Annotated in this window: 10 protein-coding genes; 8 read left to right on the top strand and 2 right to left on the bottom strand. The window is 61.2% G+C overall.

Annotated features, from left to right (window positions below; translation table 11 throughout):
• Nucleotides 1-9: 9 nt before the first annotated feature.
• Together betB and betA are read left to right on the top strand one after the other, a co-directional pair.
• Complete coding sequence (gene betB / locus HMPREF3178_RS17195; RefSeq protein WP_017146392.1) at nt 10-1,482, top strand: betaine-aldehyde dehydrogenase; 1,473 nt, start codon at nt 10-12, stop codon at nt 1,480-1,482.
• 14 nt (nt 1,483-1,496) lie between these two features.
• Nucleotides 1,497-3,161: a choline dehydrogenase gene (gene betA, locus HMPREF3178_RS17200; protein WP_017146393.1), complete on the top strand. Its 1,665-nt coding sequence runs from the start codon at nt 1,497-1,499 to the stop codon at nt 3,159-3,161.
• A 139-nt stretch (nt 3,162-3,300) separates the two neighbouring features.
• Here the strand turns inward: betA and HMPREF3178_RS17205 are convergent, their stop codons facing one another.
• Nucleotides 3,301-3,996 carry a GNAT family N-acetyltransferase gene (locus HMPREF3178_RS17205; RefSeq protein WP_017146394.1) on the bottom strand — a complete coding sequence of 232 codons (696 nt, stop codon included), beginning with the start codon at nt 3,994-3,996 and terminating at the stop codon, nt 3,301-3,303.
• A gap of 209 nt (nt 3,997-4,205) precedes the next feature.
• On the opposite strand from HMPREF3178_RS17205, the gene HMPREF3178_RS17210 reads away from it, so the two are divergent.
• The 5 genes from HMPREF3178_RS17210 to HMPREF3178_RS17230 all read left to right on the top strand — a co-directional run bounded on the left by HMPREF3178_RS17210 (nt 4,206) and on the right by HMPREF3178_RS17230 (nt 9,341).
• Nucleotides 4,206-5,774, top strand: a complete 1,569-nt coding sequence (locus HMPREF3178_RS17210; protein ID WP_004100036.1) for an ABC transporter substrate-binding protein — start codon at nt 4,206-4,208, stop codon at nt 5,772-5,774.
• Nucleotides 5,775-5,938: 164 nt separating this feature from the next.
• A complete protein-coding gene (locus HMPREF3178_RS17215) occupies nt 5,939-6,988 on the top strand; it encodes an ABC transporter permease (protein ID WP_004100034.1) in 1,050 nt (349 codons plus the stop codon).
• A complete protein-coding gene (locus HMPREF3178_RS17220; RefSeq protein WP_017146395.1) occupies nt 6,988-7,821 on the top strand; it encodes an ABC transporter permease in 834 nt (277 codons plus the stop codon). The genes HMPREF3178_RS17215 and HMPREF3178_RS17220 overlap by 1 nt, the downstream gene beginning before the upstream one ends.
• The gene (locus tag HMPREF3178_RS17225) at nt 7,814-8,650 is read left to right on the top strand and encodes an ABC transporter ATP-binding protein (RefSeq protein ID WP_023320527.1); all 837 of its coding nucleotides are present in this window, start codon (nt 7,814-7,816) and stop codon (nt 8,648-8,650) included. Before HMPREF3178_RS17220 ends, HMPREF3178_RS17225 begins: the two co-directional genes overlap by 8 nt.
• Nucleotides 8,637-9,341 carry an ABC transporter ATP-binding protein gene (locus HMPREF3178_RS17230; protein ID WP_004100030.1) on the top strand — a complete coding sequence of 235 codons (705 nt, stop codon included), beginning with the start codon at nt 8,637-8,639 and terminating at the stop codon, nt 9,339-9,341. Before HMPREF3178_RS17225 ends, HMPREF3178_RS17230 begins: the two co-directional genes overlap by 14 nt.
• Before the next feature lie 96 nt (nt 9,342-9,437).
• On the opposite strand, the gene HMPREF3178_RS17235 is transcribed toward HMPREF3178_RS17230, so the two are convergent.
• On the bottom strand, nt 9,438-10,775 hold the full coding sequence (locus tag HMPREF3178_RS17235; protein WP_004100029.1) for an aspartate aminotransferase family protein: 1,338 nt from the start codon (nt 10,773-10,775) through the stop codon (nt 9,438-9,440).
• 182 nt (nt 10,776-10,957) lie between these two features.
• On the opposite strand from HMPREF3178_RS17235, the gene HMPREF3178_RS17240 reads away from it, so the two are divergent.
• Complete coding sequence (locus tag HMPREF3178_RS17240; RefSeq protein WP_004100028.1) at nt 10,958-11,722, top strand: SDR family NAD(P)-dependent oxidoreductase; 765 nt, start codon at nt 10,958-10,960, stop codon at nt 11,720-11,722.
• Nucleotides 11,723-11,834 lie beyond the last annotated feature (112 nt).

Raw genomic sequence — 11,834 nt, forward strand, 5'->3', positions numbered from 1 at the left:
GGAGGACCCATGTCCCGAATGGCCGAACAGCAGCTTTACATCGACGGTGGTTATGTTTCCGCCACCAGCGGTAAAACCTTCGAGACGATTAACCCCGCCAACGGGGAAGTGCTGGCGACCGTCCAGGCCGCCGGCTGTGAAGACGTCGACCGGGCGGTAAAGAGCGCCCAAAAAGGGCAAAAAATCTGGGCGGCGATGAGCGCCATGGAACGTTCGCGCATTTTGCGTAAAGCGGTCGACATTCTGCGCGAGTGCAACGACGAACTGGCGCGTCTGGAAACTCTCGATACCGGCAAACCGCTGAGCGAAACCGCCGCCGTCGATATCGTCACCGGCGCTGATGTCCTGGAGTACTACGCGGGCCTGATCCCGGCGCTGGAAGGGAGCCAGATCCCGTTACGCGAAAGTTCATTCGTCTATACCCGCCGGGAACCGCTGGGCGTCGTCGCCGGGATCGGTGCCTGGAACTACCCGATCCAGATCGCCTTATGGAAATCAGCCCCGGCGCTGGCGGCCGGGAACGCGATGATCTTTAAGCCGAGTGAAGTCACCCCGCTCACCGCCCTGAAGCTGGCGGAAATTTACCGCGAAGCGGGACTCCCGGCGGGCGTATTTAACGTGCTGCCGGGCACCGGCGCCGAAACCGGCCAGTATCTCACCGAGCACCCGGACATCGCCAAAATCTCCTTTACCGGCGGCGTCGCCAGCGGCAAAAAAGTGATGGCCAACTCCGCCGCCTCCTCACTGAAGGAAGTGACTATGGAGCTGGGCGGAAAATCACCGCTGATCGTCTGCGAAGACGCCAACCTCGACCTCGCCGCCGACATCGCGATGATGGCTAACTTCTACAGTTCAGGCCAGGTCTGCACCAACGGCACCCGGGTATTCGTTCCGGCGCGCCTGAAAGCGGCATTTGAAGAGAAAGTCCTCGCCCGCGTGGCGCGTATCCGCCCCGGCGATCTGTTTGCTGAAAGCACCAACTTCGGACCGCTGGTGAGCTTCCCGCACCGCGAGAACGTGCTGCGCTACATCGAGACGGGTAAACAAGAAGGCGCGCGCCTGCTCTGCGGCGGCGAAGTGCTGAAAGGAGAAGGCTTCGACCACGGCGCGTGGGTCGCCCCGACGGTGTTTACCGACTGCGATGACCAGATGACCATCGTCCGCGAAGAGATCTTCGGCCCGGTGATGTCGATTCTGAGTTACGACGATGAGGAAGAAGCGGTTCGCCGCGCCAATGCCACCGAATACGGCCTCGCCGCTGGCGTCGTCACGCCGGATTTAAACCGCGCCCATCGTCTGATTCATCGGCTGGAGGCCGGGATCTGCTGGATCAACACCTGGGGCGAATCCCCTGCGGAGATGCCGGTCGGCGGCTACAAGCACTCCGGGATTGGCCGCGAAAACGGCGTACAGACGCTGCACAGCTACACCCAGATAAAATCCATCCAGGTTGAGATGGGTCCGTTTCAATCCATATTTTAACCAGGAGGTCATTTTTGCAGTTTGACTACATTATTATTGGTGCCGGTTCCGCCGGCAACGTACTGGCTACACGACTGACGGAAGATCCTGACACCACCGTCCTGCTGCTGGAAGCGGGCGGCCCGGATTACCGTTTCGACTTCCGCACCCAGATGCCCGCCGCGCTGGCGTTTCCTCTACAGGGGCGTCGCTATAACTGGGCCTACGAGACCGAGCCTGAACCGCATATGAACCATCGCCGCATGGAGTGCGGACGCGGTAAGGGACTCGGCGGATCCTCGTTAATCAACGGCATGTGCTATATCCGCGGCAACGCTATGGATCTTGATAACTGGGCCTCGGCGCCGGGGCTTGAGCACTGGAGCTACCTGGACTGCCTGCCCTATTACCGCAAAGCAGAATCCCGCGATATCGGCGCCAACGATTACCACGGCGGCGACGGCCCGGTCAGCGTCACCACGCCAAAGCAGGGCAATAATCCGCTGTTCCACGCGATGATTGAAGCTGGCGTACAAGCTGGCTATCCGCGCACCGACGATCTTAACGGCTACCAGCAGGAGGGATTTGGCCCGATGGATCGTACCGTGACGCCGCAGGGACGCCGCGCCAGCACCGCGCGCGGCTATCTCGACCAGGCGCGCGCGCGTCCCAATCTGACTATTCGCACCCATGCGCTGACCGATCATATTATTTTTGCCGGCAAGCGCGCCGTCGGCGTCGAGTGGCTGGAGGGCGACAGCACCGCGCCGTCGAAAGCGACCGCCAATAAAGAAGTGCTGCTCTGCGCGGGGGCTATCGCTTCGCCGCAAATTCTGCAGCGATCCGGCGTCGGCAGCCCGGAACTGTTGCGCCAGTTCGATATTCCGCTGGTACACGCCCTGCCGGGCGTCGGGGAAAATTTGCAGGATCATCTGGAGATGTATCTGCAGTACGAATGCAAAGAGCCGGTGTCGCTTTACCCGGCGCTGCAGTGGTGGAACCAGCCGAAAATCGGCGCCGAATGGCTATTCGGCGGAACCGGCATCGGCGCCAGCAACCAGTTTGAAGCGGGCGGATTTATTCGCAGCCGGGAAGCCTTTACGTGGCCGAATATTCAGTATCACTTCCTGCCGGTCGCGATTAACTACAACGGCTCAAACGCGGTGAAAGAGCACGGCTTCCAGTGCCACGTTGGCTCTATGCGCTCCCCGAGTCGCGGCCACGTGCGGCTGAAATCGCGCGATCCGCACGAACATCCGGCGATTCTGTTTAACTATATGTCCAGCGAACAGGACTGGCAGGAGTTTCGCGATGCGATTCGGATTACCCGCGAAATCATGCATCAGCCGGCGCTGGATAACTATCGCGGCCGGGAGATCAGCCCGGGTGCGGAGTGCCAGAGCGATGCCGAGCTGGATGAGTTCGTGCGCAATCATGCGGAAACCGCCTTCCATCCGTGCGGCACCTGTAAAATGGGCTATGACGAGATGGCGGTGGTCGATGGCGAAGGTCGGGTTCACGGACTGGAAGGCCTGCGCGTGGTCGACGCCTCGATCATGCCGCAGATTATTACCGGCAACCTTAACGCGACCACAATTATGATTGGCGAAAAAATGGCTGATGCCATTCGTGGCCGTCAGCCGCTGCCGAAGAGCACGGCGGCGTATTACGTGGCGAACGGCGCGCCGGTTCGCCGGTAAGAGGCGGTTCCCGTCACCCCGCCCTCTCCCCAACGGGGCGAGGGCGAAAACCGCATCAGTAGCCCCCTCAGGCCCTGTGCCGGGAGGCAACGTTTGCGCCGAACGGCTCCCTCTCCCTCTCCATCCGGGAGAGGGAAAACTAGCGAAAATCTTCCAGCCGCTTTATCTGCCATCCATTAGCATCAAAATTCTCCGGCGCCAGCCAGGCCCGCAGCGCCGCATCGCGCGCGGGCCATTCGCTGTCAATAATCGACAGCATATCGCTATCGCGGGTTCGTCCTTTACGCACCATCCTCTGGCGAAGTCGTCCTTCCCAGGTGAATCCCAGTCGGTCGGCGGCGCGGCGGGAAGCAATATTCATTGAATCGCACTTCCACTCCAGTCGACGATAGCCATGGGCAAAACCATTTTGCAGCAGCAGCCAGACCGCCTCGGTGCCGAGCGGCGTATTTTTCATCGCCCGCGACCAGGTGACGTGGCCAATCTCCACCGTGCCCATCGCCCGCTCAATCGCCATATAGCTGACCAGCCCGACGGCTCGCTCGCAGCGCAGATCGACAACCGCGTAGGGCACCAGTCCGTCATCCATAACCTTGCCGGTGATCCAGTTCGCCGTTGACTCAACGCTCTGCGGACGCGTGCTCGCCAGCCACGTCCAGTCACTGTCGTCGCCGAGAGCATAGGCAGCAAACAGATCCGCCGCGTGCCGGTCGGTATCCAGCGGCTCCAGTCGGCAATAGCGGCCATTTAACGCCGTGCGGCGCAGAAACCCCGCCCCCCGCCACCCGGGCACGCGATCGTTGACCTGCTGACCAAATTCATTAATTTCCGGCACGCTTATCCCTCCCGTATTGTTATCAAATTGTTATAGCAAGAAAGCCGAACGGGCGGAAGATGCCCGGTACGATCGATCGTCATAACCCATTGGTCTTGCTTATGCTTTTTAAGCATAAACTTAGCCGATCTTTGACTTTACGCCCGTAATTAAGCGGCCTAACGTAGCGAAACATCAATAATCACAATAACTTTTTTCAGGGATCGCATATGACTAAAAAACTGCTGCCGCTGCTGGCGCTCGCCGCGTTATCCGCCGCCGTTCACGCCGCCACGCCGCCGGGGACCCTTGTGGTCGCCCAGGGCCTCGACGATATCGTCAGCCTCGACCCGGCGGAAGCCAACGAGCTCTCCAGCATCCAGACGGTACCGAGCCTTTATCAGCGTCTGGTGCAGCCGGACCGCGATAACCCTGAAAAAATCACCCCGATCCTGGCCGAAAGCTGGCAGGCCGATCCGGCGGCGAAAACGCTGACCATCAAGCTAAAGCCCGACGCCAAATTCGCCTCCGGTAACCCGCTACGCCCGGAAGATGTCATTTACTCATACACCCGCGCGGTCACCCTGAACAAATCGCCGGCGTTTATTCTTAACGTCCTCGGCTGGCAGCCGGATAACATCGCCAGCCAGTTGAAGAAGGTAGACGACCATACCCTCACGCTACGCTGGACTGCCGACGTCAGCCCGGCGGTGGCGCTGAATATTCTCTCCACGCCGATCGCCTCTATCGTCGATGAGAAACAGGTCGCCCCGAACGCCAAAGATAACGACTTCGGCAACGGCTGGCTGAAAATGCACTCGGCGGGCAGCGGCGCGTATAAAATGCGGGTCTATCAGCCGCATCAGGCCATCGTGCTGGAGGCCAACAGCAGCGCACCCGGCGGCGCGCCGAAGCTGAAAAGCATCATCATTAAAAACGTTCCGGACCCGGCCTCACGTCGTCTTCTCATCCAGCAGGGTGATGCTGACGTGGCGCGCGATCTCGGCGCCGACCAGATTGCGGCTCTGCAGGGTAAAGCGGGCGTCAAGGTTCTCAGCATCCCCTCCGCTGAGCAGAACTATCTGGTCTTTAATACCGGCAACAGCGCTAACCCGCTGCTGAAAAACCCGGCCTTCTGGGAAGCGGCGCGCTGGCTGGTGGATTACAACGGCATCACGAAAGATTTGCTGAAAGGGCAATATTTCGTCCATCAGAGCTTCCTGCCGGTCGGCCTGCCGGGCGCGCTGGAAAATAACCCGTTTACATTCAACCCGCAAAAAGCCAAAGACATCCTCGCTAAAGCGGGCATTAAAGAGGCGCATTTCACCCTCGACGTCGAAAACAAGCCGCCGTTTATCACTATTGCTCAGTCGATGCAGGCGAGCTTCGCCCAGGGCGGCGTGAAGGTGGATTTGCTGCCGGCCGCGGGTAGCCAGGTCTATGCTCGCGTGCGCGCCAAACAGCATCAGGCGGCGATTCGGCTGTGGATCCCTGACTATTTCGACGCCCACTCTAACGCCAGCGCCTTTGCCTACAACGACGGTAAATCCAGTACCGTCGCCGGGCTAAACGGCTGGCAGATCCCGGAGCTGAATAAAGCGACCCTGGCGGCAGTCGCCGAGCCGGACGCAGCGAAGCGCCAGGATCTGTATAAAAACATTCAGGAGGAACTGCAGCGCAATTCGCCTTACGTGTTTATCGATCAGGGTAAAACCCAGATTGTGGTTCGCGATAACGTGAAGGGTTATCAGCAGGGTCTCAATGCCGATATGGTGTGGTATGACCGGGTAACCAAATAACGCCTGGGGCAGGTACGATCAGGTAGCCCGGACAGGCGCAACGCGCCGCCTCCGGGAACGCAGGCCCCGATACCTTATGTTTTCCCGTTGGCGCTGCGCTGACCGGGCTACAACAACAGATCGCACCAGCTGATAACACTGTACTTTTTACCAACGGAATAACCATGTCTGCTGTTTTACCTCCCCGAGCAGAGCGGCGCGCAAAACGCCCCCTGCTCGCGCTGTTTCAGGGACTGCTGACGCTGGCCCTGACGCTGCTCGGCCTGCTGCTGGTGACCTTTGCGCTCTCTGCGCTGTCGCCGGTTGATCGGGTGCTGCAAATCGTCGGCGACCACGCCAGTCAGTCCACCTATGACCAGGTACGCCACCAGCTCGGCCTCGACCAGCCGTTGCCGCTGCAGTTCTGGCACTATCTGCTGAATCTCGCCCACGGCGATCTTGGAATCGCCAGCTCAACCGGCCAGCCGGTGCTGCACGACCTGCTCGCCGCTTTCCCGGCAACCCTTGAGCTGGCCACGTTGGCGTTGATTATCGGCGCGCTGTCGGGCGTTATCGCAGGCGTTCTCTGCGCCCGCTACGTCGGCTCGCCGTGGGATCTGGCGATGCGCACCTTTACGCTGCTCGGCAACTCGGTGCCGATCTTCTGGCTCGGCCTGCTGATGCTGGCGCTGTTTTACGCCAAACTGCAGTGGACGCCGGGGCCGGGGCGGCTGGACGATATTTATCAATACACCGTCGAACCGCGCACCGGCTTTGCGCTCATTGATACCTGGCTCTCGGGTGATAAAGAGGCGGTTAAAAACGCCGCCGGGCACCTGCTGCTGCCGGTGCTGCTGCTGGCCTATTACTCTCTGGCGAGCATCACCCGCCTGACCCGTTCCGCCTGCCTGAGCGAAATGAACAAAGAGTACATCCTGCTGGCGCGCGCCAAAGGGGCCGGTGAGATGACGATTCTGCTGCGTCACGTCCTGCCCAATATCCGCGGCACCCTGCTGACGGTGACCGCCCTCGCCTGGACCTCCATGCTGGAAGGGGCGGTGTTGACCGAAACCGTCTTCTCCTGGCCGGGAATTGGCCGCTATCTGACCACCGCGCTCTTTGCCGGCGATACCACGGCGATTATGGGCGGTACGCTGCTGATCGGCGCGAGCTTTGTGCTGATTAATAACCTCACCGACCTGCTGGTGCGGCTGACCGATCCGAGGATACGCTGATGCCTGGCTACCTTTTTTTACGCCGCCTGCGCCGTTCTCCCGCCGCCTTTTGCGGTCTGATCATCATTACGTTACTCCTGCTGACTGCGCTCTTTGCGCCCTGGCTGGCTCCGCTCGACCCGAACTGGCAGGACGCCGCCGCGCGGCTGCAGGGTCCGGGCGCGCGGCACTGGCTCGGCACCGACAGCTACGGTCGCGATCTTCTCTCAAGGCTGATTTTCGGCACCCGTCCGGCGCTGGGGCTGGTTACGCTGGTGACGGCGATTACGCTCCCCGCCGGTCTGCTGGTGGGGATCCTGTCCGGCTATTACGGCGGCTGGCTGGAGCGCGTGCTGATGCGTTTTACCGACGTGGTAATGTCGATGCCGCGGCTGATTCTGGCCTTCGCGTTTGTCGCGATGCTCGGCCCGGGCCTGGTGAACGGCGCCCTGGCGCTGGCGCTAACGACCTGGCCCGCTTACGCCCGTCAGGCGCGCAGCGAAATTCAGCGCCTGCGCCACAGCGACTATCTGGCGGCGGCGGAGATGATGGGCATTCGCGGCTGGCGTCTGCTGATTGGCCATATTCTGCCGCTCTGTCTGCCCTCGGCGATCGTCCGGCTGGCGCTGGATCTAGCCGGGATTATTCTCGCCGCTGCCGGTCTCGGCTTCCTTGGTCTCGGCGCCCGCCCGCCAATGGCGGAATGGGGCGCGATGATCGCTGACGGCATGCAGGTCATTTTTGACCAGTGGTGGATCGCCGCCGCCCCTGGCGCCGTCATCCTGATCGCCAGCCTGGCGTTTAACCTGCTGGGCGATGGCCTGCGCGACGTTCTGGAGCCGCAACATGACTGATACTCGTCTGATCGTTCAGGGACTGACCATCGACTATCCCACCGCCAGAGTGGTGGACCATTTAAGCTTCACGCTCGGCAACGAGCGGCTGGCGCTGGTCGGCGAATCCGGTTCCGGTAAATCCATGACCGCACGCGCCCTGATGGGGCTGGTCCGCCGGCCCGGCGTCGTCAGCGCCGATGCGCTCAACGTGCTGGGGCGCGACGCATTAACCCTTCGCGAGCGCGGCTGGCGCGCGCTACGCGGCAACAATATTGCGATGGTGCTGCAGGATCCGCGCTACGCGCTCAATCCGGTAAAAAGCATTCAGGCGCAGCTGGAAGAGGCATTAACTCTGCATCAGCGCCTTAGCCGCCGCGCGCGGCTGGAGGCGGTCAAAGCCGCCGTTGCCGCCGTCGGTCTGGATTTACCGGTACTCAACCGCTATCCTGGCGAACTCTCCGGCGGGATGGGCCAGCGGGTGATGATTGCCCTTGCGCTGCTCAATAATCCGCAGGTGCTGATCGCCGATGAGCCCACTTCAGCCCTCGATGCCCGACTGCGCAATCAGATCCTTGAACTGCTGGTAGAGCAGTGCGAACAGCGGCGGATGGCGATGCTGTTGATTAGCCACGACCTGCCGCTGGTGGCCGAGCACTGCCAGCGGGTGCTGGTCCTGTATCAAGGGAAAAAGGTCGATGAGATGGCGGCGCGAGATCTGCCGACGGCGACGCATCCCTACACCCGTACGCTCTGGACCTGTCGCCCGGCCGCGCAAACTTACGGTCAGATGCTGCCGACCCTCGACCGAACCCTGAACTTGACGGAGGCGGCGCATGGCAATCGTTAATCTCAACAATCTACAGGTGAATTTTGCTGAAAAAACCGCGGTGTCCGCCGCCAGCTTTGCCGTTGATGCAGGGGAAACGTTCAGCCTGATCGGCGCATCCGGCTGCGGAAAATCAACGATTCTCCGGGTATTAGCCGGGCTGCAGCGGGACTGGCGCGGCCGCGTTGAACTGTTCGATAAGGCCATTACGCCGGGCGCGCGTTTTCAGGGCGAACTGCGGCGCAACGTACAGATGGTGTTTCAGGACCCGTACGCCTCGCTGCATCCCAATCATACGCTATGGCGTACGCTGGCGGAGCCGCTGAAAATTCACGCTATCGGCGAGATCGAGCAGCGGGTGTCCACCGCCCTGGAAGAGGTGGGGCTGCCTGCCGACGCCGCGCGCCGCTATCCGCACCAGCTTTCCGGCGGCCAGCGCCAGCGGGTGGCGATTGCTCGCGCGCTGCTGCTGCGGCCAAAGATTCTGCTGCTGGATGAGCCAACGTCGGCGCTGGATATGTCGGTGCAGGCGGAAATACTGAATCTGCTCAATCGGCTAAAGCAGGAGCACGGAATGACCTATCTGCTGGTCAGCCACGATGCCGATGTGATTGCCCATATGTCGGACCGGGCAGCGTTTATGGCGGAAGGCGTGATTCAGCGCTTCTTTGACCGCGAAGCGCTGGCGAACGGCGAACATCGGTTAGACTGAAAACCCGCCCCCGCTTGCGGGGCTACGGGTTCGCCGCCATCTGCGAGAAGGTCGCCCGGGTAAGGCGTTTACGCCGCAACCCGGGAAATCATCCCCTTACTGAGCCAGGTTCGCGAAGCGGGCGAATACCGCATCAAAAATCGCCAGGCCTTTTGCCACCTGCCCGGCGCTGATGGTGCACGGCGGCACCACATGAATGCGGTTCTCCACCACAAACGCCAGCAGGCCGGCTTCGGTTAACGCGCCTTTAATGGCCGCCATATCGGCAGCGCCCAGCGGCGTTTTATGTTCGCGGCTGCTGACCAGCTCCAGCGCCTGGAACAGACCGCGGCCGCGCACGTTGCCGATAATCGCGTGCTTCTCCGCCAGCGCCTCCAGCCCCGGACGCAGCACCTCGTTGCCGATGGTCGCCGCGTTCTCCACCACCTTCTCTTCCTTCATCGCGTCAATGGTGGCGACAATCGCCGCCATCGCCAGCGGATGGCCGGAATAGGTCAGCCCCCCGGCAAAGAAATGGTCATCAAAGTAGCGGGCGATTGGCTCGCTAATCAGCACGCCGCCGGCCGGGACGTAGCCCGCATTGACCCCTTTGGCGAAAGTCACCAGATCCGGCACCACGCCATCCTGCTCGAAGGCAAACCAACTCCCGGTACGACCAAAACCGGCCATCACTTCATCAAGGATCAGCACAATACCGAACTCATCGGCCAGCGCCCGCACCCCCTGCATATAGCCCTCGGGCGGGACAAGAATCCCGGCGGTGCCCGGAATCGACTCCAGCAGAATCGCGGCTATCGCGTTCGGGCCTTCGCATTCAATCATCCGCCGCAGATGGGCCAGCGCGCGCTGGCACTCCTCCTCTTCCGTCGCGGCGTTAAATTCGCTGCGATAGAGGTAGGGATTGAAAAAGTGTACGTGCCCGCGGGAATACTCGTTCGGCACCCGGCGCCAGTCGCCGGTGGCGGCAATGGCGCTGCCGGTGTTGCCGTGATAGGAGCGATAGGCAGAGAGCACTTTATCGCGCCCGGTGTAGAGCCGCGCCATGCGGATGGCGTTCTCGTTGGCGTCGGCGCCGGCGTTGGTGAAGAACACTTTGCTAAAGCCTTCCGGCGCCAGATCGACGATGCGCTTCGCCGCTTCGCCGCGGGCGAGGTTGGCAGTGGCGGGCGCGATGGTCACCAGCTCTTCCAGTTGGGCTTTCATCGCCGCCAGCACGCGCGGATGCTGATAGCCAATGTTGACGTTGACCAGCTGGCTGCTGAAATCCAGGTAAGTATTGCCTTCGTAATCCCACAGCTCGCAGCCTTTAGCCCCGGCGATCACCAGCGGATGTAAATTGCCCTGCATCGACCATGAATGAAACACATAAGCGCGATCCAGCTGCCGAACTTCATCATTGCTTATCGCTACCTCGTTCTGTAGTGCCAGCTTCATACCCTGCCCTCTCTCATGTCGTTGTTGTTGGCCTCATCATTGGTCGTTCAGGGCAGAAACGGATAGAGCCAGTCAGGCGAAAATGATGTGACACCGTGTCACATCGCCGCGCGCCGACTGGCTCTGTGCCCGCGCGCGCGGGGTTTTTATAGTGGGAGCGACAACCTGCACAGGAGAATGAAATGGCAACGAGCAAAGTGGTGTTTATTACCGGGGCGACCTCGGGTTTTGGGGAAGCAGCGGCGCAGGTCTTCGCCGATGCGGGCTGGTCGCTGGTGCTGAGCGGACGCCGTTTTGAGCGGCTGAAGGCGCTACAGGATAAGCTCGCCTCGCAGGTGCCGGTGCACATTATCGAACTCGACGTCCGCGATAGCGATGCGGTCGCCGGGGCCGTGGCGGCGCTGCCCGCTGAATTCGCCGATATCACGACGCTGATTAACAACGCCGGGCTGGCGCTGTCGCCGCAGCCCGCGCAGAAAGTGGATCTGGACGACTGGAAAACGATGATCGACACCAATGTCACCGGGCTGGTCAACGTGACCCATGCCCTGCTACCGACGCTGATTCGTCACGGCGCGGGGGCGAGCATCATCAATATTGGCTCTATCGCCGGGCAGTGGCCCTATCCCGGCAGCCACGTCTACGGCGCCAGTAAGGCTTTCGTGAAGCAGTTCAGCTATAACCTGCGCTGCGATCTGCTCGGGACCGGGGTGCGCGTGACCGATCTCGCGCCGGGTATTGCCGAAACGGAATTTACCCTGGTGCGCACCAAAGGCGACCAGGCGGCGTCGGACAATCTGTATCGAGGCACCACGCCGCTGAGCGCGCGGGATATTGCCGAACAGATGTTTTATATCGCCACCCTGCCGGACCATATGAACATTAACCGGGTCGAGGTAATGCCGGTACGTCAAGCCTGGCAGCCGTTCGCGATCGATCGGGATTGAGGTTTGGTAGGGAGGAGAGGCGCGTCAAGCGCCGCGCCCGGGAGAGTTTCATGCAGCTACGGATATGTCTCTGAAACAACGTGATATGCAGCGATGCCCTGGCCCCCGCTGA

Origin of the sequence: Klebsiella sp. HMSC09D12 (genome assembly GCF_001808475.1) — a bacterium.
Lineage (GTDB): Bacteria > Pseudomonadota > Gammaproteobacteria > Enterobacterales > Enterobacteriaceae > Klebsiella > Klebsiella oxytoca.